This is a genomic window from Rhodococcus sp. 5G237 (assembly GCF_053764735.1).
Genome location: NZ_JBSNCD010000005.1, coordinates 332,629 through 356,261, shown reverse-complemented (window position 1 = coordinate 356,261; position 23,633 = coordinate 332,629). Strand labels below are relative to the sequence as shown.

Below are 23,633 nucleotides of genomic sequence, written 5' to 3'. Positions count from 1 at the left end.
AGGAATCCCCATCGTGACCAGCCCCGATACCGCCCCCGTCACCGGCACCGCCCGCGTCAAGCGCGGCATGGCCGAGATGCTCAAGGGCGGGGTGATCATGGACGTGGTGACCCCCGAGCAGGCGAAGATCGCCGAGGACGCCGGCGCGGTGGCGGTCATGGCCCTCGAACGCGTGCCCGCCGACATCCGCGCGCAGGGCGGCGTGTCGCGCATGAGTGATCCCGACATGATCGACGGCATCATCGAGGCCGTCTCGATCCCCGTCATGGCCAAGGCGCGCATCGGCCACTTCGTGGAGGCGCAGATCCTGCAGGCCCTCGGGGTCGACTACATCGACGAGTCGGAGGTGCTCACCCCCGCCGACTACGAGAACCACATCGACAAGTTCGCGTTCACCGTGCCGTTCGTGTGCGGCGCCACGAATCTCGGTGAGGCACTGCGCCGTATCAACGAGGGCGCGGCGATGATCCGCTCCAAGGGCGAGGCCGGCACCGGCGACGTCTCGAACGCCACGACCCACATGCGCCGGATCCGCCAGGAGATCCGCCGCCTGACCTCGCTTCCCGAGGACGAGCTCTACGTCGCCGCCAAGGAACTGCAGGCCCCCTACGACCTCGTCGTCGAGGTCGCCCGGGCCGGCAAGCTGCCCGTCACCCTCTTCACCGCCGGTGGCATCGCCACCCCCGCCGACGCGGCGATGATGATGCAGCTCGGCGCCGAGGGCGTGTTCGTCGGCTCCGGAATCTTCAAGTCGGGCAACCCCGCCCAGCGTGCGGCCGCAATCGTCAAGGCCACTACCTTCCACGACGATCCGGATGTGCTCGCGAAGGTCTCGCGTGGTCTCGGCGAGGCGATGGTCGGTATCAACGTCGACGAGATCCCGCAGCCGCACCGGCTCGCCGAACGCGGCTGGTGATCGTTCTACCGGGGTGCGTGCAGGGCGAGCAGGGCGACGTCGTCCTGCACGCCCGCCCCGAGCGTCGCGAGCGCCTCGCGGACGGCTCCGACCGCTTCCGCCGCGCTCGTCGGCTTCGATGCGCGGACGTGGTCGAGGAGCCGGTCCTCCCCGAAGCGTTCGCGGGTCTCACCGGAGACGAGGGCCTCGGTCACCCCGTCGGTGTACAGCAGCAGCGTGTCGCCTGGTCGCAGCGCGAAGGTGTGCTCGACGAGCCGCGGCGTGGGCAGCATTCCGATCAGCTGTCCGCCGATCGTGGGGAGATAGTCGACGTTGCCGTTCGCGCGCACGAGGAGCGGCGGCGGATGCCCACCCGAGGCGAGACGGATGTCGACCCGTCCCGTGTCCGGATCGGGCGCGACCGTGCCGAAGGTGAGCGTGCAGAAGGGAGCTCGCGTCTCGCTGTCGCGTTCGTCGAGCAGGGTGGTGTTGAGCGTCCTGAGCGCCGCGGACGGGAACGTCTCGTAGACCGCCGCTGCACGCAGCGTGTAGCGGACGATCGACGTCACCGCCGCTGCGCGAGCACCCTTTCCGCACACATCGCCGAGGAACAGCCCCCACGTGCCGGCGCGCGCGGGGAACAGGTCGTAGAAGTCGCCGCCGACCTCGTCGGGGGACGCGATGTGGTAGTACGCGTCGACCTCGAGTCCCGGTACCGCCGGCAGGCTCGGTGGAAGCAGGGTCGCCTGGAGCGTGGCGTTGATCGTGCGGAGCCGCTCACGCTCGAGTTCCGCCTCGCGACGGGCACGGAGCAGTTCCGTCTCGTAGGCGCGGCGCTCGCGGGCATCGAACAGCATCGTGCGGATCAGCGCGGGCCTGCCCTCGGCGTCCGGTTCGACCACCGAGGCGGCCAGGACCGGCAGCCGGGTCCGGTCGGCACGGACGAGTTCGAGGGCGATCCCGTTGATCTGGCCGTGCATGAGGAGGAGCGGCGCGTAGTGGGTCTCGTGGTAGATGCGGCCGCCCACGCTGAGCAGGTCCGAGAAGTACCGCTTGCCGACCAGTTCGTCGCTCGGGAACCCGAGCCAGTCCGTCAACGTCCGGTTCACCTCCGTGATCCGGCCGTCCGGGAGCGTCGTCAGGAATCCGCACGGCGCGTTGTCGTACAGCGCATCACCGTGTCGGATACGGGGATCGAGGGTCCGATCGGTCGTCGCCGTCACCCCGATCGGCGCGCGAACGCCGCGATCGCGGCTGCTGTCTCTTCGGGTGCGCTGAGCTGTGGGCAGTGGCCGGTCGCGTTCAGGGTCACGAGTTCGCTCCCGGGGATCTGCTCGTGAACGAAGGCACCGACCTCGCGCGGAGCGATCGCATCGTGGGCGCACTGGGCGACGAGCGTGGGCACCGACACCGCGGACAGATCGGAGCGGTTGTCGGCCAGGAAGGTCACCCGGGCGAAGACACGCGCCACCTCGGGATCCGTGCGGCAGAAGATCTCGGCGAGTTCGTCGCCGAGCGCCGGCCGATCGGGATTGCCCATGATGACCGGCGCCATCGACTCGGTCCAGCCCAGATAGTTCGCCTCAAGGGATTCGAGCAGCTCGTCGATGTCGTCGGCGCTGAACCCACCTCGGTAACCGGTGGCCGGATCGTCGATGAAGCACGGGGACGGTGCGAGCAGCACGAGACCGGAGAAGACCTCCGGGGCAGCCGCCGCCGCGAGGGCACCGATCGACGCGCTCACCGAGTGGCCGACGAAAAGCACCGGACCGAGACCCAGGCTCCGGCACAGGTCCACGACGTCCTCGGCGTAGGTCTCCATCCGCGAATAGCGCTGGGAGTCCCAGGCGGTCGCATCGGAACGCCCGGAGCCCACGTGATCGAACCGCACCACCGTGAAGTCGGGTTCGAGCAGCGGGATCACCAGGCGCCACAGGTGCTGGTCGCAGCCGAAACCGTGCGCGAGGACGACCACCGGGCCCTCTCGGTTGCCCGTGATCGTCACGCTGTTCCTGCGCACCACATCGGTGACTTGTCGCATTGCACCCCCTCCGTTCTCCCGAGGGTGCCATATGCGCTACGCGATAGCGATCCCGGTTTCCCCACCGCTTCCCGGGGACACGGCATTCGGTTCTCGTCCGTGCAGTTAGCCTTCTTGCGTACGGTGCACAGAAGGAGTTCCCATGGCGAAGATCGAGCAGATCCTGGCGCTCGAACAGATCGAGAACGACATCTTCCGGGGGATAGCGACGGAGACGTTGCTGCCGCGGACGTTCGGTGGTCAGGTCGCCGGTCAGGCGCTCGTGTCGGCGGTCCGCACCGTCGATCCCGCATTCGGGGTCCACTCGCTGCACGGCTACTTCCTCCGCCCGGGGAACCCGACGATGCAGATCGTCTACCTCGTCGACCGGATCCGCGACGGCCGCTCCTTCTGCACCCGGCGCGTGACGGCCGTCCAGGACGGCAAGGCGATCTTCACCATGTCGGCGTCGTTCCACGTGCGCGACGAGGGGATCGAGCACCAGGACACGATGCCGCGGGTGCCGGCTCCGGAGGAACTGCCCGACCCGGAGACCGTGGTCGACGACGCGACCCTGCTATGGGCGAAGAAGGAATGGGCCGAATGGGACTTCCGGTTCGTTCCCCGCGACCGGATGGACTCGTCGAGCAGGATGGCTGCGCAGCAGCAGTTGTGGTTCAAGTCCCGCGAGATCCTCCCCGACGATCCGGTCTTCCACGTGTGCACGCTCGCGTACATGAGCGACATGACGTTGCTCGGCTCGGCGAGCGTCGGCCACGACGACGAACGGACGCAGGGCGCATCCCTGGACCACGCGATGTGGTTCCTGCGCCCGTTCCGCGCCGACGACTGGCTGCTCTACGACCAGACGTCACCCTCCGCCGGGCTGGGGCGCGCACTCACCCAGGGGCGGATCTTCGATCGCAACGGCAACATGGTCGCGGCGGTGGTGCAGGAAGGACTCACGCGGTACCTGCGCGAGTCCTGAACGAGGACGTCCCCGACGAGGGCGTCCCCACAGAGTGCCTGCGCACCGGCGACCCCGAACGGACAGGCAGGCAACGGTGACCATTTCTTCCCCCACGATCGGCGTCCTGGCATTGCAGGGCGACGTTCGCGAACACCGCAGCGCCCTCGAGGCGGCGGGCGCGCGGACGATCGCGGTGCGGCGCGAGCGCGAACTCGACGAGGTCGACGGCATCGTCCTCCCCGGTGGGGAGTCCACGACGGTCAGCCGCCTGTTGCGCGTGTTCGACCTGCTCGAGCCGTTGCGGACCCGATTGAAGGCGGGCCTGCCCGCCTACGGTTCGTGCGCCGGCATGATCCTGCTCGCCTCCCGGGTGCTCGATACCACCGAGGACGCCGAACACCTCGACGCCCTCGACATCGTGGTGCGCCGCAACGCCTTCGGCAGACAGGTCGACTCGTTCGAGACCGACCTGCCGATGACGGGTCTCGACGACGGGCCGGTGCGCGCGGTGTTCATCCGAGCCCCGTGGGTGGAGGAGGTCGGGCCCGACGTGGAGGTCCTGGCCACGGTTCCGGACGGGCCGGCAGCGGGCCGGGTGGTCGCGGTGCGTCAGGGCGGCGTGATCGCGACCTCCTTCCATCCCGAGATCACCGGCGACCACCGCGTGCACCGGCTGTTCGTGGAGACCGTGCGCTCGGCGACCCGACCTCGGTGCGCCCGACGGCCTCGGCGACATGACGACACGGCCACCGTGCCGGTGGCTCATACCGGGAGCGAGTAGAATCGACGCTCCGACCTGTCGGTTGACGCCGACCACACTTCGCCGGAAGGGGCTCGAAGCGAATGAGCGGCCACTCCAAATGGGCCACCACCAAGCACAAGAAGGCGGTCATCGACGCCAAGCGCGGCAAGATGTTCGCGAAGCTCATCAAGAACATCGAGGTGGCGGCTCGGACCGGCGGTGGCGACCCGGCGGGTAACCCGACCCTGTTCGACGCCATCCAGAAGGCGAAGAAGAGCTCGGTCCCGAACGACAACATCGAGCGTGCCCGCAAGCGCGGCGGCGGTGAGGAAGCCGGCGGTGCCGACTGGCAGACCATCACCTACGAGGGCTACGGCCCCAACGGTGTCGCGCTGCTCATCGAGTGTCTGACCGACAACCGCAACCGCGCCGCCGGCGAGGTCCGCACGGCGATGACCCGCAACGGCGGCAACATGGCCGATCCGGGTTCGGTGGCCTACTTGTTCACCCGCAAGGGTGTCGTCGTGCTCGAGAAGAACGGCCGCTCCGAGGACGAGATCCTCGAGGTCGTCCTCGAAGCGGGTGCCGAGGAGATCAACGATCTCGGCGACTCCTTCGAGATCGTTTCCGAGGCGTCCGACCTGATCGCCGTGCGTACGGCTCTCGTCGACGCCGGCATCGACTACGACTCGGCCGACCCCGATTTCCGGGCGTCCGTCGAGGTGCCCGTCGACGCCGAGGGTGCACGCAAGGTCATGAAGCTGGTCGACGCGCTCGAGGACTGCGACGACGTGCAGAACGTCTACACGAACGTCGACATCCCCGACGACGTACTCGCCGAACTCGACGCCTGAGCGACGCTCTCGTCGTACTCGTCCACGAGCGACGCTCGTCGTACTCGTCCACGAGCGACGCTCGTCGTACTCGTCACAGCGGCCGGGGTCGCGTGTCGGTCTCCCGGCACCCGATCCCGGCCGCTATGCTCTCGAACAGGCGTTCGCAATCGTGCGAAGCGAGGTCGGGTCCGTCGGATGCATCGGAAACCGGCCGTATTCGGGTGTCGAGAGGTGAGTCGGGTGCGCGTGATGGGTGTCGACCCCGGTCTGACCCGCTGTGGTCTGGGGATGGTCGACACGGGACGCGGACGCGACGTGATCCCCGTCGCCGTCGGCGTCATCCGCACCTCGCCCGAACTCGACCTCGAGCACCGGCTCCTCAAGGTCTCCGACTCGGTCGAGGAGTGGATGGACCGCTACAAGCCCGACGTCGTCGCGATCGAGCGCGTGTTCTCCCAGCACAACGTGCGCACCGCGATGGGCACCGCGCAGGCCGGCGGCGTCGTCGCCCTGGCAGCGGCGCGTCGCTCGATCCCGGTCATGTTCCACACGCCGAGCGAGGTGAAGGCCGCGGTCACCGGCAGTGGCACGGCCGACAAGAAGCAGGTGACCACGATGATCACCCGCATCCTCAAGCTCGACGCCGCGCCGAAGCCCGCCGACGCCGCCGACGCGCTCGCGCTGGCCGTCGCACACTGTTGGCGGGCCCCGCTGCTCGCCAGACTCGCGGCCGCCGAAGCTGCGGCCGCCCAGCAGAAGAAACGCTACGAGGAGCGGCTGCGCGAACAGTCGGCCGCACGGAAGGCAGGTAGCCGGTGATCGCCTCGGTACACGGCGAGGTACTCGACATAGCCCTCGACCACGTGGTGATCGAGGCGGGTGGGATCGGCTATCGGATCAACACCACACCCGCGACCCTCGCCGGTCTCCGGCGCGGTGAGCAGGCCAGGCTCGCCACCGCGATGATCGTCCGCGAGGACTCCATGACGCTGTACGGCTTCGTCGACGCGGAGGCGCGCGAGCTGTTCGGCCTGCTGCAGACGGTCAGCGGCGTCGGTCCTCGGCTCGCCATGGCCACGCTCGCCGTCCTCGAACCCGATGCTCTGCGTGCGGCTCTCGCCGACGGCAACACCGCGGCGCTGACGCGGGTGCCCGGGATCGGCAAGCGCGGTGCCGAACGCATGATCGTCGAACTGCGCGACAAGGTCGCGGCCTTCGGCGCCACGGGGTCGTCGCCCGTCGCGGCCGGTGCCTCGCCGCTGCGCGACCAGATCGTCGAGGCGCTGGTCGGTCTCGGATTCACGCCGCGTCAGGCCGAGCCGGCCGCCGACAAGGTCCTCACCGAGGACCCGGGCGCCGACGTCTCGACGGCTCTGCGCTCGGCGCTCAAGCTGCTGGGCAGGTCGCGGTGACCGACGAGTACCGCGAATTCGATGCTGCATCGGCCGACCGCGAGCAGTCGCCGGTCACGGCGGAGCATCTGCCCTCCGACAGCGACATCGAGACGAGCCTGCGTCCGACCAGCCTCGACGACTTCATCGGCCAACCGCGGGTCCGCGAGCAGTTGCAGCTCGTCCTGCGAGGAGCGAAACTCCGCGGCGGCACTCCCGACCACATCCTCCTGTCCGGCCCGCCCGGTCTCGGCAAGACATCGATGGCGATGATCATCGCCGCCGAACTCGGCACGTCGCTGAGACTGACCTCCGGTCCCGCGCTCGAACGCGCCGGCGATCTCGCCGCGATGCTGTCGAATCTCGCCGAGGGCGACGTGCTGTTCATCGACGAGATCCACCGCATCGCCCGACCGGCCGAGGAGATGCTGTACCTCGCGATGGAGGACTTCCGCGTCGACGTCGTGGTAGGAAAGGGGCCCGGCGCGACATCCATCCCGCTCGAGGTCGCACCGTTCACCCTCGTCGGCGCGACCACCCGTTCCGGTGCCCTCACCGGCCCGCTCCGCGACCGGTTCGGTTTCACCGCGCACATGGACTTCTACGAGCCTCCCGAACTGCAGCGGATCCTGCACCGCTCCGCGTCGATCCTCGGTATCGATCTGCGCGACGACGCCGCAGCGGAGATCGCCGGTCGCTCCCGCGGGACGCCGCGTATCGCCAACCGGTTGCTCCGCCGTGTCCGCGACTACGCCGACGTGCGCGCCGACGGTGTCGTCACCCGGGCCGTCGCCCAGGCCGCGCTCGAGGTGTACGACGTCGACCCGATCGGTCTCGACCGTCTCGACCGCGCCGTCCTCGGCGCACTCGTCCGCAGTTTCGGTGGCGGCCCGGTCGGCGTGTCGACACTCGCCGTGGCCGTGGGGGAGGAGCCCGCAACCGTCGAGGAGGTGTGCGAGCCGTTCCTGGTCCGCGCCGGCATGGTCGCCCGCACCCCGCGCGGACGTGTCGCGACGCAGGCCGCCTGGTTGCAGCTCGGCCTCACCCCGCCGCCGGAGGCCGCCACCGGTGGCATCGAGGTGCGTGCACGCGAACCCCAGCTCGAGCTGTTCGAGGACGACCCCGCCGGCACCCTCGACGACGGCATCGATCCGTCCGACCCGGACGATCCGGACGTACGGCGGTAGGACGCTCGCCCGGGGAATGGCACACTGGTCTACTGCGTCGGTCCGTGGAGGCCGATCCCGATGTCGTGGTGCCGCATGCGCCACCACGACCCGCTGGTGTCGCTCGCGTCACCACCCACCGACAACGACCGAGGACTGACTTCAACGATGGAACTGCTCTTCCCTCTCCTGATCCTGGCACTGCTCGTCCCGACCTTCCTGGGCGTGCGGCGTCAGAAGAAGGAGATGCAGAAGGTGACGGCGCTGCAGGACTCCCTGCGCATCGGCGACCGCGTGATGACCACCGCGGGTCTGCACGCCACGGTGGCCGCGCTCGCCGACGACACCGTCGATCTCGAGATCGCGCCGGGTGTCGTGACGACCTGGTCGCGTCTGGTCATCCGGGAGCGCGTCGAGACTGCGACCCCGCAGGATCCGGATCTGCTCCGCAAGGACGACGATGCGAACCCGCCGGAGGGACGTCCGACCGAGTACTGACAGTCGATCCGCGACGCACGGTTTCGGCACCGGAGTCCTCCGGTGCCGGTGCCGAGCGCCGCGCGACTGCACCCGACCACCACTCACTCGCATCGAGGAGACTGACAGACCGTGGCACCTTCCAACGGATCGGTGCATCCCGTGCGCGCTCTCGCCCTGTTCGGGGTGATTCTCGCCGCGTTGTATGCACTGGTCTTCTTCACCGGGGACAAGTCGCCCACCCCGAAGCTGGGCATCGACCTGCAGGGTGGCACCCGTGTCACCCTCACCGCGCGAACCCCCGACGGGAGCAGCCCGAGTCCGGACAGCCTCCGCCAGGCCCAGCAGATCATCGAGACCCGCGTCAACGGGCTCGGTGTGTCGGGTTCGGAAGTGATCGTCGAGGGCGACAACCTCGTGATCACCGTCCCGGGTGAGGACAGCGCCCAGGCCAGGACTCTGGGCCAGACCGCCCGTCTGTACATCAGGCCGGTGATCGGGGGACCGATCGACGCGAACATGACCGCCGAGGATCTCGCCGAGCAGCCCGGCGCCGGCACGCCCGAGGGCGAGCTGCCCGCAGAACCGGCCCCCGCAGAACCGGCCCCCGCAGAACCGGCTCCCGGCGAACCCGCCCCGGCCGACGAGGCTCCGCCCGCCGACGCACCCGAACCGCAGGGACGTCCGTTCCCGGCGCAGGATCCCACCGCGCCCACCGATGCCCCGGCACCGGCCGAGACGCCCCAGGCTCCGGCCGAGCCCACCGGAGCCCCCGAGGCTCCCGAGAACGACGGCTCGCTCACGCCGCAGGAACAGGCGGCCGCCGACATCGCGGCGGCCAAGGCCACCCGTCAGAGCGAGGACCCCGCGGTGCAGCAGGCCGCGGCTCTCGCGCTCGACTGCTCCGCCGCCGACCCGCTCGCGGGCAACGACGATCCGGCGCTTCCGCTCGTCGCGTGCTCCACGGACAGTACCGCGATCTACCTGCTCGGCCCGAGCATCATCGACGGCCAGCAGATCGACGACGCGACCTCCGGCTTCAACCAGCAGCAGTCGCGCTACGAGGTCAGCCTGACCTTCGACAGCGAGGGCAGCAACACCTGGGCGCAGTTCACGGCCGCGAACATCGGTCAGCAGGCCGCCTTCGTGCTCGACTCGAAGGTCGTCAGTGCCCCCGTGATCCAGGGTGCGACGCCCGCCGGCAGTGCAACCTCGATCACCGGCCAGTTCACGAACACGCAGGCCGCCGAGCTCGCGAACACCCTCAAGTACGGCTCGCTGCCGCTGTCGTTCGTGGCGTCCGAAGCCGAGACCGTCTCCGCGACACTGGGTCTGGCCTCGCTCGAAGCCGGCCTGATCGCCGGTGCGGTGGGCCTGGCCCTCGTGCTGCTCTTCTGCCTCGCCTACTACCGGATGCTCGGACTGCTTACCGCACTGTCGCTCGTCCTGTCGGGCCTGGCGGTCTACGCGGTCATGGTGCTGCTCGGCAGATACATCGGGTTCACGCTCGACCTCGCCGGCGTCGCCGGTCTCATCATCGGTATCGGCATGACCGCCGACTCGTTCGTCGTGTTCTTCGAACGGATCAAGGACGAGATCCGTGAGGGGCGGAGTTTCCGTTCCGCGGTGCCGCGCGGTTGGGCCCGTGCCCGCCGGACGATCCTGTCCGGTAACGCGGTCAGCTTCATCGCCGCCGCCGTGCTCTACGTCCTGGCCGTCGGTCAGGTCCGCGGCTTCGCGTTCACCCTCGGCCTCACCACGATCCTCGACGTCGTCGTCGTGTTCCTGGTGACCTGGCCGCTGGTGTTCCTGGCCTCGAAGTCGAAGTTCTGGTCCAAGCCGAGCGTGAACGGTCTGGGCGCGATCCAGCAGGTGGCCGACGAGCGTCGTCTCGTCGCCGCGACCGCTGCGAAGGAGGCGTGACGATGACCGACACGACCACGACGACGGCCGCGCCGCAGCACAGCCGACTGTCCCGTCTGTACACCGGCACGGGCGCCTTCGAGATCGTCGGACGCCGCAAGCGGTGGTACATCGTCACCGCGGTGATCGTGCTGATCGCCCTGCTCAGCATGCTGCTGCGCGGATTCAGCTGGGGTATCGACTTCGAGGGCGGCACCCGCATCCAGATGCCGGCCGTGCCGGGCGTCTCCGTCGAGGACGTCGAGACCGTCTTCAGCGACACCATCGGCTTCGAACCCGAAGCGGTGCAGACCGTCGGCGCCGGCGACGGAGCGACCGTCCAGATCCGGTCGGAGACCCTCGACGGCGATCAGGTCGCGGAGCTGCAGACCGCGCTGTTCGAGGAGTTCCGGCCCGCCGGGCCGGACGGTGAGCCGTCCCGCAACTCGATCAGCGTCGCCGACGTCAGCGAGACGTGGGGAAGCCAGATCACCAACAAGGCGCTCATCGCGCTGGTGGTCTTCCTCGTCATCGTCAGCATCTACATCACGATCCGATACCAGCGGAACATGGCGATCTCAGCGATCGCCGCCCTGTTCTTCGACATCATCGTGACAGCAGGTGTCTACGCCCTCGTCGGATTCGAGGTCAGCCCTGCGACCGTCATCGGTCTGCTCACGATCCTCGGTTTCTCGCTCTACGACACGGTCGTCGTCTTCGACAAGGTCGAGGAGAACACCCGCGGCATCCTGCACCTGCATCGTCGCACCTACGCCGAGCAGGCCAACCTCGCCGTCAACCAGACGCTCATGCGCTCGATCAACACCACGATCATCTCGGTGTTGCCGGTGCTGGCGCTGATGGTCATCGCGGTGTGGCTCCTCGGTGTGGGCACGCTCAAGGACCTCGCCCTCGTCCAGTTGGTCGGCATCGTCGTCGGTACCTTCTCGTCGATCTTCTTCGCGACCCCGTTGCTGGTTACGCTCGAGGAATGGCGTGGTCCGGTCGCGAAGCACACCCGCAAGGTGCTCGCCAAGCGGGAGGAGGCCGCCGCCCGCGCGGCGAAGACCGGGACGACGGCCGGATCGCAGTCGGCCGACGCGGTCGACGCGAAGGTGGTGCCGACGGTGCAGGACGCCGGATCCCTGCCCGACCGGGCGACGGTCCGTCGCGGCCCCGCCCCAGGGGCACGACCCACCGGAAAGCGCGGCAAGAGAAGGTCCTGACATGGCGGTGAGCGAGCGGAACGACCCGACGACGACGCGGTCGCCGAGGCGCCGCGGCACGCTCCTCGCGTGCGCGGCGGTGGCCTCGACACTCGCGTTCTCCACCGTCGCGTGCGGCACGGACGAGGAACCGGTGCCCTCGATCGGGTACGCGATCGACAACACGGTGACGACCTACAACGCCAACACCGTCGACGGTGCGGCCTCGGGCGCGCGCCAGGCGTTCGCCCGGGTGCTGCCGGGCTTCGGCTACGTCGGTCCGTCGGGCCGGGTGATCGCGGACACCGACATCGGCACCGCCTCGGTCGTGCCCGGTGAGGGGCTCACCGTGCAGTACCGCCTGTCGCCGAATGCGGTCTACTCCGACGGTGTGCCCATGTCCTGCGACGACCTCGTCCTGGCCTGGGCCGCGTCGAGCGGACGCTTCACCGCTCCCGACGAGTCCGGCGAGCAGGTCCCGCTGTTCGACGCCGCCCATCGCGGTGGTTACGCCGACATCGACCGGGTCGACTGTCGGCCCGGCTCGAAGGAGGCCACCGTCGTCTTCCGGCCCGGTCGCGAGGACACGAACTGGAAGGCGCTGTTCGGGGCCACCGAGCTGATGCCGGCCCACGTGGCGGCAGGACGGTCGGGTGTGTCCGACCTGGTCGGAGCGATCACGGCGAACGACACCGACGCCGTCCGGCGCATCGCGGAGTTCTGGAACACCGGCTGGAGCCTCACCCCGGGTGAGATAGATCCGGCGCTGTTCCCGTCCGCGGGCCCGTACCGCATCGAGTCGTACACCGCCGAGGACGGCCTGACGCTCGTCGCGAACGAGCGGTGGTGGGGGAACGCCCCGGGCACCGACCGCATCGTCGTCTGGCCGCGTGGCACCGACACGTCCGCGGCCGCGGAGGACGGCCGCATCCACGTCGTCGACGTGGCCGAGGGATCCGTCGGTCACAGCAACCTCGGGGACGGCGCCGACGTCTCCACCGTCGTCTCACGCAACCTCGAACAACTGGTGTTCGCCACGAGCGGTGTCTTCCAGGACCCGGCGGCGCGCCGCGCCGTCGCCCTGTGCACGCCTCGCACACAGCTGTTCGACGAGCTCGGCGCATCCGACGAGTCGAACGGTGTCACGGGCCCGATCACCTCGCGGCTCCTGGCTCCCGACTCACCGCTGTACCCGCAGACCGTGCCGACCGCCGAACGCTACGCCGAGGTCGACATCGACGCCGCGCGTTCCGAACGTGAGGCCTCCGGTCAGGACCGCATGCAGGTCCGCATCGGCTATCTCGGACCGGACGAGCGCCGCGCGCGCACCGTCGAGCTGATCGGCGAGTCCTGCCGCGAGGCGGGCATCGAGATCGTCGACGCCGGCTCCGACAGCTTCACGCCGTCGCAACTGACGGCGGGGGAGGTCGATGCGATCCTCGTCGGGACGGCCACGGCGGCCGGTGCCGGTGGCGCCGCCGACATGGAGCACGCCCGCGGCGCACTGCACTCCGGCGCCGGCAGCAATGTCGGCGGCTATTCGATCGGCCGCGTCGACGAACTGCTCGACGGTCTGCTCGTGGCGAAGGACAACGCGGCCATCGCAGGACTCGCGACCGAGGCCGAACGCATCCTGTGGGGCGACGTCCCCACCCTGCCCCTGTTCGCGCAGCCCCGCACGATCGGGTTCGCGGCGGGAATGCATGCCGGGGTGCCCAACCCGACGACCGCGGGTGCGGGCTGGAACATGGACCGGTGGATACTCAGAGGATGAACGCTCAACGGATCGGCGACCCGCGGCTCGTCGAGGAAGCTGCCGGGGCCGTCGCCGAACACACCCGATGGGTCGACGACTTCCCGACCGCGGGTGTCCGTTTCGCCGACCTGACGCCCGTCTTCGCCGACGGACCGTCCTTCTCGGCCGTGATCGCGGCGCTGGCTTCCGCGGCTCCCGACGCCGAACTCGTCGCCGGCATCGATGCGCGCGGCTTCCTCCTCGGCGGCGGCATCGCCCGCACCCTCGGGGTGGGCGTGCTCGCCGTCCGCAAGGCGGGCAAACTCCCGCCGCCCGTCCAGACCTGTGAATACAGCCTCGAATACGGCACCGCTGCGATCGAGATCCCGGGCGACTGGATGGCCCTCCATGGCCGCAAGGTGCTCGTCGTCGACGACGTCCTCGCGACCGGCGGAACCCTCGCCGCGACCGTCGAACTGCTCGAACGCGTCGGCGCCGAGGTCGTCGGGATCACCGTCGTCACCGAGATCGAAGCCCTCGGCGGCCGGGCGCGACTGCAGAAGTACCCGCTCACGTCTCTCGTGCGGATCTGAGAGATAGAGTTGCCACAGGTGCCGGTGAACCCGCCGGACCCGTACGGTCCGGACATGCGCATCGGTGACGAACCGGGTTCGCAGCCGCGACGGGAGGTGGAGGCATGACCCAGAATCTCGATCGGTCCCACAATTCCGGTCAGAACCCGACCCCCACACCGGCATCGAGCTCCGCGTCGAGGCGGGTACGCGCCCGCCTGGCGCGACGCATCACCGGTCAGCGGGGCACGAGCCTCAAGCCGGTCCTCGAGCCGCTGGTCACCATCCACCGCGAGCTGTATCCCAAGGCCGACCTCTCGCAGCTGCAGCGCGCGTACGACGTCGCCGAGGAACGGCACGCCAGCCAGAAGCGCAAGTCCGGCGATCCGTACATCACCCACCCGCTGGCGGTCGCCACGATCCTCGCCGAACTCGGCATGGACACCACGACCCTCGTCGCGGCACTGCTCCACGACACCGTCGAGGACACCGGGTACACGCTCGAGCAGCTCACCGCCGAGTTCGGTGAAGAGGTCGCGCATCTCGTCGACGGCGTCACCAAACTCGACAAGGTCGTGCTCGGCTCGGCCGCCGAGGGCGAGACCATCCGCAAGATGATCATCGCGATGGCGCGCGACCCCCGGGTGCTCGTCATCAAGGTCGCCGACCGCCTGCACAACATGCGGACCATGCGCTTCCTGCCTCCCGAGAAGCAGGCCCGCAAGGCACGCGAGACCCTCGAGGTCATTGCCCCGCTGGCCCACCGACTCGGGATGGCGACGGTCAAGTGGGAGCTCGAGGACCTCGCCTTCGCGATCCTCCATCCGAAGAAGTACGAGGAGATCGTCCGGCTCGTCGCGACCCGCGCGCCGTCGCGCGACACCTATCTGGCCACCGTCCGCGACGAGATCGGGCGGACACTCGCGGCGTCGCGGATCGACGCGGTCGTCGAGGGCCGGCCCAAGCACTACTGGTCGATCTACCAGAAGATGATCGTCAAGGGCCGCGACTTCGACGACATCCACGACCTGGTCGGCGTGCGCATCCTGTGCAACGAGATCCGCGACTGCTACGCGGCCGTCGGTGTCGTGCACTCGCTGTGGCAGCCCATGGCGGGACGGTTCAAGGACTACATCGCGCAGCCCCGCTACGGCGTCTACCAGTCGCTGCACACCACCGTCATCGGTCCCGAGGGCAAGCCGCTCGAGGTGCAGATCCGCACGCACGAGATGCACCGCACCGCCGAGTTCGGCATCGCCGCGCACTGGCGGTACAAGGAGACCAAGGGACGCCACTCGGGTGATGTCGCCGAGCTCGACGACATGGCCTGGATGCGGCAGCTCCTCGACTGGCAGCGGGAAGCGGCCGACCCGGGGGAGTTCCTCGAATCGCTCCGCTACGACCTGGCGGTCAAGGAGATCTTCGTCTTCACGCCCAAGGGCGACGTGATCACCCTGCCCTCCGGCTCGACGCCCGTGGACTTCGCGTACGCCGTGCACACCGAGGTCGGGCACCGCTGCATCGGAGCCCGCGTCAACGGCCGACTCGTCGCCCTCGAACGCAAGCTCGAGAACGGCGAAGTCGTGGAGGTCTTCACCTCCAAGGACCCGAACGCCGGCCCGAGCCGCGACTGGCAGTCGTTCGTCGTCTCACCCCGCGCCAAGGCGAAGATCCGGCAGTGGTTCGCCAAGGAACGTCGCGAGGAGGCCCTCGAATCCGGCAAGGACGCCATCGCGAAGGAGGTCCGTCGCGTCGGTTTGCCGCTGCAGCGCCTGATGAACGCCGACCTGATGGTCGCGGTCGCCAAGGAACTGCGCTACGCCGACGTCTCGGCGCTGTACACCGCCGTCGGTGAGCACCACGTCTCGGCACACCACGTCGTGCAACGGCTGGTCGCGCTGCTCGGCGGGGTCGGTGGTGTCGAGGAGGAGCTGGCCGAGCGGTCGACCCCGTCGACCATCCCCACTCGCTCGCGGCACAGCGGCGACTCCGGTGTCCTCGTGCCGGGCGCACCGGGTACGGTCTCGAAGCTCGCCAAGTGCTGCACGCCCGTCCCCGGCGACGAAATCATGGGCTTCGTGACCCGCACCGGAGCGGTGAGCGTGCACCGCACCGACTGCACCAACGCCGGGTCGCTGCGGGAGCAGTCGGAGCGCATCATCGAGGTGCAGTGGGCGCCCTCGCCGTCGTCGGTCTTCCTCGTCGCGATCCAGATCGAGGCCCTCGATCGGCACCGCCTGCTGTCGGACGTCACGAAGGCGCTCGCCGACGAGAAGGTCAACATCCTGTCGGCCTCGGTGACGACCACGGGCGACCGGGTCGCGGTGAGCCGGTTCACCTTCGAGATGGGCGATCCGAAGCATCTCGGACACGTGCTCAACGTCGTCCGCAACGTCGAGGGCGTCTACGACGTCTACCGGGTGACCTCGGCTGCCTGATCGCCCCCGATCGGCCCCGTTCACGTCGCTGCGTCACCGTACGGCTCCGATCACGACGGGCGTCGTGGGTACGCCACCCCCGAGCGGGCTGGAACCGTCGTGTCCGTTCGCGGCGGCCGCGTCGAGCACCGGCATCCCGGCATCGGCGATGCGGCCGAAGGCCGTGAAGTCCGGTCGCAACAGCGAATCTCCGAGCAGCAGGAAGAACTGGCTGCCGTTGCTGTTCTCCACCCCGGCATTGGCCATCGCGATCGTGCCGCGCGGATACAGCACCGCCGGCGGGAGATAGGATGTCGCCGCCTCCGCATCGAACTGGGGCACCGGATACTCGTCCGCGAAGGTGTAGCCGGGACCGCCGGATCCCGTGCCGGTCGGGTCGCCGCACTGGTAGAGCTCACCGCCCGGATCGGTTGCGAGACGGTGGCAGGACGTGCCGTCGTAGAACCCGCGACGCGCGAGATCGACGAAGCTGTTGACCGTGCACGGCGCCTGGGCCCGGTCGAGCACGAGCGGGATCGCTCCGATCGACGTCTCGAGGGTGAGGTCGACGATGCCCACGGTCGATGCGGTCGACGGGGGACGAGCACCACCCTTGTCGACGTACTCGCACGTCACGGTCGGTGCCGGTGGGGCCGGGACCTCGGGGAGTCCGCGATAGATGGACAGATCGCGCGGGGGAGCCGACCGTGGCTGTGCGGCCTCGGTGACCTTCGTGGTCGCGGAACCGGCGTCCTGCGCACAACCGCCGAGCAACGCTGCGACGGCGACGAGACAGAGTGGAACAACGGTGCGGAGCCGGGACACGAACCGCCGCTCGGTGGTGTGGATCACAGAATCGGGACGCTATCGGAACCCTGCACGAACCGATAGGTGCCGAGTGCGGATCGGTGAACAATCACCCCCGAGATCACCCCGTGAGGTGATGGGGCCGGCGGATTTCGCGCCGGACGGCAGCATCCACGCCTTCGGAGCCCGGAAGACGCCGACGTCCCGCCCCGAAATCCGGGGCGGGACGTCCGTGCGTTGTGCGTGCAGGCGTGTGTCAGGACCCGACGGTCACCGACTCGATCTGCACCGCGCGGTTGGGGGCACCGCCGCCGGCCGCCATCGATCCGTCGTCGCCCTCTGCTGCGACCTCCTCGATCACGGCGAGTCCGGCTTCGTCGACCGTCCCGAAGACCGTGTAGGTGGGGGGAAGCTGCGAATCCTCGTAGACCAGGAAGAACTGGCTGCCGTTGCTGCCGGGCCGGCCGGTGTTGGCCATCGCGACCGTGCCGCGCGGGTAGATCACCGGCTGGCGCAGCTGGGCGTCGCCGGGTGCGTACACGTTCTCCGGGTACTCGGTGTCGAAGCCGTAGCCCGGCCCGCCCGTGCCGGTGCCCGTCGGGTCGCCGCACTGCAGCACCTGCAGACCCGGCGAGGTCACCAGCCGGTGGCAGGGCGTGTCGTCGAAGTAGCCCTGCTCGGCGAGGGACACGAAGCTGTTGACCGTGCACGGGGCCGCGGCCCGGTCGAGCTCCACACCGATCACGCCGACGCTGGTGGTGATCTGCGCGGCGGTGGTGCCGGTGGCGGAGACGTCGTCCGCGGACGGGGCGGTCACGTCGCGCGCGGCGTCACCCGAGGCGTTGTAGGTGCACGAGACGGGATCGCCACCGGCGGGGCGCTCCGGCAGTTCGCCCGTGTAGGCGGGGGACTCCCGGTCGGCGACGGACGCGGGTGCCGAGGAGGTCGCGGCGCTGTCGGTGGACGTGTCGTCGGAGCATCCCGTGAGCAGGAGTGCCAGCCCGGCGCCGGCGGCGAGGGTGGTGCGCAATCGGATCATCAGTCCATCCTGACCGACGTGAGGGTGGTCTCCAGCGCGGGGGCACCGTCGGCGGCTCCGCCTGCGACCCCGGCCGCGGCGATCTTGTCGAGGGTCGCGAGACCGGTCTCGTCGATCGTGCCGAAGACGGTGTACTGCGGCGGCAGCACCGAATCGCCGTACACCAGGAAGAACTGGCTGCCGTTGGTGTCCGGGCCGGCGTTGGCCATCGCGAGCGTGCCGCGCGGATAGGTCATCGGTTCCTGTGCCGCGGGATCGTCGGCGGCGAACTGGTCGGTCGGGAACTCGTTCGCGAACTGGTATCCCGGACCGCCCGACCCGCTACCCGACGGGTCGCCGCACTGCAGGACCTGCAGGGACGGCGAGGTGGTGAGCCGATGGCAGACCGTCTCGTCGAAGAAGTTCTGCGAGGCCAGCGACAGGAAGCTGTTGACGGTGCACGGCGAATCGTCGTTGTGCAGGATCAGGCCGATGTTCCCCTGGCTCGTCTCCACGCTGACGCTGATGTCCGTGTTGCCCTCGCCGGTGGTGCGGATGCCTTCGGTGCGCGGCGGCTCTGCCGGCTTCGACGGTTCGCGGCCGTCCGCGGGGTAGGAGCAGCTCACCGTCTCGGGCAACGGCTCGGACCGGCCCTCGGGGAGCGCGGCATACTCCATTTCCGAACCGGAGGTGTCGTTCGACGCCGCCTCGGTGGCCGTGTCGTCGCCCCGGTTGACCGCCCACAGAGCAACACCGGCGCCGACGACCACGATCACTCCGAGCGCGGACAGCGCGATCGTCATGCGGCGCCGCTTGCGCTCGCGTTCGGCTCGACGCTCGAGCTGCCGTTCGAGTTTGCGTTTCGCGGCCTGGCGCCGTTGTGCGTTGCTCGGCACTGCAGTAGTCCTCCCGTGAACGATCGATGTGGTCCAACCGACTTCGAAGCAGACCCGAGTCTGCCACCCGGGACCGGCAACCCGCGGGCAGGGCGCAACGCATAGTCTGTAGGAGACCTCGAAGGCTTCCACCCGTAGGAGCGATGCTCGTGCTCGTGACCGGATTCCCTGCCGGGATGTTCCAGACCAACTGCTACATCCTCGCGCAGGACAACGCGAAGGAGTGCGTCGTCGTCGATCCCGGCCAGGACGCCGCCGAGCCGCTCGTGGAGTTCCTCACCGGATCCGATCTCACGCCCCGCGCGGTGCTGCTCACGCACGGTCACCTCGACCACATGTGGTCGGCGCAGCCGGTGGCCGACCGGTACGGGATCCCCGTCTACATCCATCCGGACGACCGGATGATGCTCACCGATCCGCTGCAGGGCATGGGGTCGAGCCTTGCGCCCTTCCTCGACGGCGTCGAGTTCGTCGAACCGCAGCAGGTCGTGGAGTTCGCCGACGGGGACGAGATCGAACACGCCGGAATCGAGTTCGTCGTCGACCACACGCCCGGGCACACCCGCGGCTCGGTCGTCCTGCGCACCCGCACCACCACGCCCGACGGAGCCGTCCTGAACGTCGCTCTGACCGGCGACACCCTGTTCCAGGGATCGATCGGCCGCACCGACCTGCCCGGCGGCGATCACGCGCAACTGCTCGACTCGATCGCGCGCAAACTGCTCGTGCTCGACGACGGCACCAACATCCTCCCCGGACACGGCGGGGCGAGCACGATCGGGCAGGAACGGGTGTCGAATCCCTTCCTCACCGGCCTGGCAGAATCCCGCTGACGGCACGAACACCGACGCACGAACACTGACACATCGACACCGGCGCATCGATACCGACGCACGAACACCGCGATCCGTCCGGTGACCAACCGAGAGAATCCCGAGAGAAGGCAGTACCAGTGAGCAAGGCCTCCACGTTTTCGGCGCCGAAGGGTGTGCCCGATTACGTTCCCCCGCAGTCGGCGGAGTTCGTGGCGGTACGGGACGGTCTGACCCGTGCCGCACGCCTGGCGGGGTACGGGCACGTCGAGCTGCCCATCTTCGAGGACACCAGCTTGTTCGCTCGCGGCGTCGGCGAATCCACCGACGTCGTCACGAAGGAGATGTACACCTTCGCCGATCGCGGTGAGCGCTCGGTCACGCTGCGTCCCGAGGGCACCGCGGGCGTGATGCGCGCAGTGATCGAGCACGGCCTCGACCGTGGTCAGCTCCCCGTGAAGCTGTCCTATTCCGGACCGTTCTTCCGCTACGAGCGCCCCCAGGCGGGTCGCTACCGTCAGCTCCAGCAGGTCGGCGTCGAGGCGATCGGCATCGACGATCCCGCGCTCGACGCCGAGGTCATCGCGGTCGCCGACGCAGGATTCCGGTCGCTCGGACTCGACGGATTCCGCCTCGAGATCACGTCCCTCGGCGACGAGACCTGCCGCCCGCAGTACCGGGAGAAGCTGCAGCAGTTCCTGTTCTCGCTCCCGCTCGACGAGGAGACGCGCCGCCGCGCCGAGATCAACCCGCTGCGCGTGCTCGACGACAAGCGCCCGGAGGTCCGCGAGATGACCGCCGACGCACCGTTGATGCTCGACCATCTCTCGGACACCGCTCGCGCGCACTTCGACGAGGTGCTCGCGCACCTCGATGCGATCGGCGTTCCGTACGTCGTCAATCCGCGCATGGTGCGCGGCCTCGACTACTACACGAAGACCACCTTCGAGTTCGTCCACGACGGGCTCGGCGCCCAGTCCGGCATCGGTGGTGGTGGTCGCTACGACGGGCTCATGGAACAGCTCGGCGGCCAGCCGCTCTCGGGCATCGGATTCGGGATCGGCGTCGACCGCACGGTTCTCGCGCTCGCCGCTGAGGGCAAGACCGCCGGCAGTCCCGCGCGGTGCGAGGTCTACGGGGTGCCGATGGGCGACGCGGCCAAGGCCGCGCTCGTGCCCATCGCGCACAAGCTGCGCGCCGCGGGTGTCCGCGTCGACCTCGCCTACGGTGGCCGCGGCCTCAAGGGCGCCATGAAGGCGGCCGACAAGTCCGGTGCCGTCGTCGCCCTCGTGCTCGGCGACCGCGAACTCGAGGCGGGCGAGATCGTCGTCAAGGATCTGCGCAACGGCGAGCAGCACAACGTTGCACTCACGGACGTCGTCGCCCGTGTGGGTGAGGTCGTTGCCGGCGCATGACGACCGGGACGGTGCCGCCGTCCCGCTCGATCTGATCCCGTCCCGGCTGCTCCGGCCACGCGCCCGCAGGATCGCGCTGCTCGCACTCGCCGTCGGCGTCGTCCTCGGCGTTCTCGTCTGGATCGTCGCGCCCGGCTGGGTCGCGCTGCTCGTCGGGGCCGTCTTCGCGGTGCCGCCGGCCGTCGGTGCGTTCCTGGCGACGCGTCGGCACCTGCTGCTGCGCGGCACCGTCGTCACCCTGTCGGGGGCGTTCCGGTCGCGCAGTGTCGATCTCGCGCGACTCGCCGGGGTCGAACTGATCGTCCGGGTGGGTGGCGTGTCGCAGGCCGTCGTGCGCGTCAACGACGGCGAGCACAATCTCGTGTCGGTCCCGCTCGCCCTGTACGCCGACGGCGGCGGTCGCGAACTCGACGTGCTGGCCCTGCGAAAGCTCGCGGATGCGCTCGCCACCAGCGAGATCGCACCGGCGGCGGCGATCTCGTCGGTGCTCGTCGAACAGTTGCGGGCCGAGGCCCGCGACGCCGCGCTCGGCGAACGCCCGCTCTACCGGGCGATCGAACTCGCGCGCGGCGCCGGCCGGGTGCCGCAGACGACGCTGACCGACCACGAGGTCGCCTCGCTCGTGGACTGACGGCCCGTCGACCGGCAGCTGGCGCTCACCGGTCGTCGTGCGAACCGATCACCGCGGGAACGACCAACGGCAGTTCGCCGACGACCTCGGTGCCCTCCGCGGCGGCACTCAGCAGACGGGTGGGGGAGCGGTGCTCCTCGTCGTCGGATCCGCGAGCGGACGTCGCGGGGACCATCCCACCGGTCGAGGGTGCCCTTCCCATCGCGCTCGCGCCGGTCGTGGCCGGCGCACCCCCTCCCGAGCCCGGGGCGGTCGGAATCGGAGCGGCGGCAGGCACACCCGCAGTTCCGAACGCGGCCCCCGCGGTGCCGTGACCGGCAACCACTCCGGCCGACACCGTTCCGGCCGATCCCGCGACCGCTGCGCCGACGGTCGGAACCGCCGCGTGTGCGGTGGGCACGGTCGCGGCGTAGGCGGTGGGAGTGGTCGCGGCGTGCGCGGCGGCCGTGAACGGCGCTGCGACACTCGACGCGACATCGGTTGCGGCAGTGGCGACCGTGCGCATCTCCTGCACCCCGGCCACGGCGACCGGCGCGGGCACGGGAATCGGCGTGGTCAGCGCCGTCATCGCGACGGTGTGGACCGTCAGCTCGCCCCGGGTACGCGCGACGACGGCCAGTGCCGCCTGGAGATGCTGCGCGGCGGACGCCAACAGGGCGGCCTGACCCGGCGGCGTCGCGAGAGCGGGCGCGGCCGCCATCGCCGTGGCCACGAACGACTGTGCGATGCCGGTCAATTCGATGTTGCCGCGTTCGACGGTCGCCGTGGCGGCGCGGGTGACGTCGCCGATCCGGTCGCCGCGGTCGGCCAGTTCGAGAGCGGACTGCTGCGCGCGCACACCGTGACCTGCGGCCTCGTCGGCCGTCACGCCCTCCCACGACTCCGGAAGTGCGTGCAGCGCACTGCGTCCGAGCATCGTGGCGGTCTCGAGCAGACGCGACCCCTGCTGCAGGATCGCCGAGGGATCGAGCGAGTCGAGGATGCCGGTGCCGAACATCGAGCAGAGTTCGGTGAGCGGCCGCACGATCGTCTCGAGATCGGGCAGCACCGGTACCGGAATCGACTCGAGCAGCCCGACGATCGAATTCGCCTCGAGGACGGGCAGACCCGGCTCGGGAAGGACGGGTTCCGGTAGTACCGGAAGCGGTGCGTCGAGGACCGGTCCGATCGGAGACGCACGGAGAGCGTCGAGAACGGTCGGTGACGCGGCGGGTGTTGCGGTGTCGATGACCGATCCCTGCATCACAGTCCTCCCGCAGCGTCGGCCAGCGCCGAAGCCGTTCCGGTGTCGGTCGTTTCGTAACCGGTGGCCGACTCGTGTGCTGCGATGCCGTTGGACGCGTAGGCCCACGACAGTTGCGTGACGGCACGCGTGTGCTCGGACTGGGCCGCAGCGAACACCGCGAGGAACTCTCCGCCGATGAGTCCCAGAGCCGGGCTCAACGCGGAGATGTTGGCCTGCAGATCGAACGTCCCCGCCTGCGCCACCTGCTCGGCCGCACGAAGATTCGTGGCCCCGAACGCTCGAATACCGTCGGGCACCACCCGGATTCCGGCACCGGGAAACAGACCGCTCATCGAACCCCCCATCGAAGATCAGTGTGGCGAGCACTGTAACTCGAGCGCACCGGGCGAGCCACCGGACCCTCGGCTGCCTGTGGATGAACCGGCGGGAACGTCGATGTATTCGTTGCACCGCGGGTGCGCTCCGTCCGATCGACCACGA

23 protein-coding genes are annotated in these 23,633 nt (G+C 69.5%); 16 read left to right on the top strand and 7 right to left on the bottom strand.

Going from position 1 to position 23,633, the window contains the following annotated elements; all coding sequences use genetic code 11:
* The first annotated feature begins 13 nt into the window (after window positions 1-13).
* On the top strand, window positions 14-916 hold the full coding sequence (gene pdxS / locus ACWPOC_RS13965; protein WP_059381317.1) for a pyridoxal 5'-phosphate synthase lyase subunit PdxS: 903 nt from the start codon (window positions 14-16) through the stop codon (window positions 914-916).
* A 5-nt stretch (window positions 917-921) separates the two neighbouring features.
* Here pdxS and ACWPOC_RS13960 read toward each other — a convergent pair whose 3' ends face one another.
* Complete coding sequence (locus ACWPOC_RS13960) at window positions 922-2,118, bottom strand: SpoIIE family protein phosphatase (RefSeq protein ID WP_159418492.1); 1,197 nt, start codon at window positions 2,116-2,118, stop codon at window positions 922-924.
* Window positions 2,115-2,936: an alpha/beta fold hydrolase gene (locus ACWPOC_RS13955; RefSeq protein WP_455408855.1), complete on the bottom strand. Its 822-nt coding sequence runs from the start codon at window positions 2,934-2,936 to the stop codon at window positions 2,115-2,117. Before ACWPOC_RS13955 ends, ACWPOC_RS13960 begins: the two co-directional genes overlap by 4 nt.
* Before the next feature lie 142 nt (window positions 2,937-3,078).
* Here ACWPOC_RS13955 and tesB point away from each other — a divergent pair, with 142 nt between their 5' ends.
* The 12 genes from tesB to ACWPOC_RS13895 all read left to right on the top strand — a co-directional run bounded on the left by tesB (window position 3,079) and on the right by ACWPOC_RS13895 (window position 16,349).
* Window positions 3,079-3,903: an acyl-CoA thioesterase II gene (gene tesB / locus ACWPOC_RS13950; RefSeq protein WP_059381320.1), complete on the top strand. Its 825-nt coding sequence runs from the start codon at window positions 3,079-3,081 to the stop codon at window positions 3,901-3,903.
* An 82-nt stretch (window positions 3,904-3,985) separates the two neighbouring features.
* Window positions 3,986-4,666, top strand: a complete 681-nt coding sequence (gene pdxT, locus ACWPOC_RS13945; protein ID WP_455408906.1) for a pyridoxal 5'-phosphate synthase glutaminase subunit PdxT — start codon at window positions 3,986-3,988, stop codon at window positions 4,664-4,666.
* Between the two features lie 62 nt (window positions 4,667-4,728).
* Window positions 4,729-5,481, top strand: coding sequence for a YebC/PmpR family DNA-binding transcriptional regulator (locus ACWPOC_RS13940; protein WP_106199924.1), 753 nt, complete (start codon window positions 4,729-4,731; stop codon window positions 5,479-5,481).
* 222 nt (window positions 5,482-5,703) lie between these two features.
* Window positions 5,704-6,282 carry a crossover junction endodeoxyribonuclease RuvC gene (ruvC, locus tag ACWPOC_RS13935; RefSeq protein WP_059381322.1) on the top strand — a complete coding sequence of 193 codons (579 nt, stop codon included), beginning with the start codon at window positions 5,704-5,706 and terminating at the stop codon, window positions 6,280-6,282.
* Window positions 6,279-6,875: a Holliday junction branch migration protein RuvA gene (ruvA, locus tag ACWPOC_RS13930; protein ID WP_106199921.1), complete on the top strand. Its 597-nt coding sequence runs from the start codon at window positions 6,279-6,281 to the stop codon at window positions 6,873-6,875. Before ruvC ends, ruvA begins: the two co-directional genes overlap by 4 nt.
* Window positions 6,872-8,041 (top strand): Holliday junction branch migration DNA helicase RuvB, encoded by a 1,170-nt coding sequence (gene ruvB, locus ACWPOC_RS13925; protein WP_120282382.1) that lies wholly within the window; start codon window positions 6,872-6,874, stop codon window positions 8,039-8,041. The genes ruvA and ruvB overlap by 4 nt, the downstream gene beginning before the upstream one ends.
* 147 nt (window positions 8,042-8,188) lie before the next feature.
* Window positions 8,189-8,518 (top strand): preprotein translocase subunit YajC, encoded by a 330-nt coding sequence (gene yajC / locus ACWPOC_RS13920; RefSeq protein WP_060653180.1) that lies wholly within the window; start codon window positions 8,189-8,191, stop codon window positions 8,516-8,518.
* A gap of 111 nt (window positions 8,519-8,629) precedes the next feature.
* Complete coding sequence (gene secD / locus ACWPOC_RS13915) at window positions 8,630-10,420, top strand: protein translocase subunit SecD (RefSeq protein ID WP_455408854.1); 1,791 nt, start codon at window positions 8,630-8,632, stop codon at window positions 10,418-10,420.
* 2 nt (window positions 10,421-10,422) lie between these two features.
* Window positions 10,423-11,625, top strand: coding sequence for a protein translocase subunit SecF (secF, locus tag ACWPOC_RS13910; RefSeq protein ID WP_455408853.1), 1,203 nt, complete (start codon window positions 10,423-10,425; stop codon window positions 11,623-11,625).
* A 1-nt stretch (window position 11,626) separates the two neighbouring features.
* Window positions 11,627-13,378 carry an ABC transporter substrate-binding protein gene (locus ACWPOC_RS13905; protein ID WP_455408852.1) on the top strand — a complete coding sequence of 584 codons (1,752 nt, stop codon included), beginning with the start codon at window positions 11,627-11,629 and terminating at the stop codon, window positions 13,376-13,378.
* Complete coding sequence (locus ACWPOC_RS13900) at window positions 13,375-13,932, top strand: adenine phosphoribosyltransferase (protein WP_120282385.1); 558 nt, start codon at window positions 13,375-13,377, stop codon at window positions 13,930-13,932. Before ACWPOC_RS13905 ends, ACWPOC_RS13900 begins: the two co-directional genes overlap by 4 nt.
* A 104-nt stretch (window positions 13,933-14,036) precedes the next feature.
* Window positions 14,037-16,349 (top strand): RelA/SpoT family protein, encoded by a 2,313-nt coding sequence (locus ACWPOC_RS13895; protein ID WP_120282386.1) that lies wholly within the window; start codon window positions 14,037-14,039, stop codon window positions 16,347-16,349.
* Window positions 16,350-16,382: 33 nt separating this feature from the next.
* Here the strand turns inward: ACWPOC_RS13895 and ACWPOC_RS13890 are convergent, their stop codons facing one another.
* From ACWPOC_RS13890 to ACWPOC_RS13880, 3 genes are all read right to left on the bottom strand, one after another.
* Entirely contained in the window at window positions 16,383-17,180 is a 798-nt protein-coding gene (locus ACWPOC_RS13890; protein WP_455408851.1) for a peptidylprolyl isomerase, read from the bottom strand.
* 211 nt (window positions 17,181-17,391) lie between these two features.
* Window positions 17,392-18,174 carry a peptidylprolyl isomerase gene (locus ACWPOC_RS13885; protein ID WP_455408850.1) on the bottom strand — a complete coding sequence of 261 codons (783 nt, stop codon included), beginning with the start codon at window positions 18,172-18,174 and terminating at the stop codon, window positions 17,392-17,394.
* Complete coding sequence (locus ACWPOC_RS13880) at window positions 18,174-19,049, bottom strand: peptidylprolyl isomerase (RefSeq protein ID WP_230787239.1); 876 nt, start codon at window positions 19,047-19,049, stop codon at window positions 18,174-18,176. Before ACWPOC_RS13880 ends, ACWPOC_RS13885 begins: the two co-directional genes overlap by 1 nt.
* A gap of 149 nt (window positions 19,050-19,198) precedes the next feature.
* Here ACWPOC_RS13880 and ACWPOC_RS13875 point away from each other — a divergent pair, with 149 nt between their 5' ends.
* From ACWPOC_RS13875 to ACWPOC_RS13865, 3 genes are all read left to right on the top strand, one after another.
* Window positions 19,199-19,882: an MBL fold metallo-hydrolase gene (locus tag ACWPOC_RS13875; protein WP_179161701.1), complete on the top strand. Its 684-nt coding sequence runs from the start codon at window positions 19,199-19,201 to the stop codon at window positions 19,880-19,882.
* A 119-nt stretch (window positions 19,883-20,001) separates the two neighbouring features.
* A complete protein-coding gene (gene hisS, locus ACWPOC_RS13870) occupies window positions 20,002-21,276 on the top strand; it encodes a histidine--tRNA ligase (RefSeq protein WP_120282389.1) in 1,275 nt (424 codons plus the stop codon).
* On the top strand, window positions 21,263-21,907 hold the full coding sequence (locus ACWPOC_RS13865) for a hypothetical protein (protein ID WP_183070691.1): 645 nt from the start codon (window positions 21,263-21,265) through the stop codon (window positions 21,905-21,907). The genes hisS and ACWPOC_RS13865 overlap by 14 nt, the downstream gene beginning before the upstream one ends.
* A gap of 25 nt (window positions 21,908-21,932) precedes the next feature.
* Here the strand turns inward: ACWPOC_RS13865 and ACWPOC_RS13860 are convergent, their stop codons facing one another.
* Together ACWPOC_RS13860 and ACWPOC_RS13855 are read right to left on the bottom strand one after the other, a co-directional pair.
* Window positions 21,933-23,150 (bottom strand): hypothetical protein, encoded by a 1,218-nt coding sequence (locus tag ACWPOC_RS13860; protein ID WP_120284218.1) that lies wholly within the window; start codon window positions 23,148-23,150, stop codon window positions 21,933-21,935.
* The gene (locus ACWPOC_RS13855) at window positions 23,150-23,485 is read right to left on the bottom strand and encodes a type VII secretion target (protein WP_120284219.1); all 336 of its coding nucleotides are present in this window, start codon (window positions 23,483-23,485) and stop codon (window positions 23,150-23,152) included. Before ACWPOC_RS13855 ends, ACWPOC_RS13860 begins: the two co-directional genes overlap by 1 nt.
* Window positions 23,486-23,633: the final 148 nt, after the last annotated feature.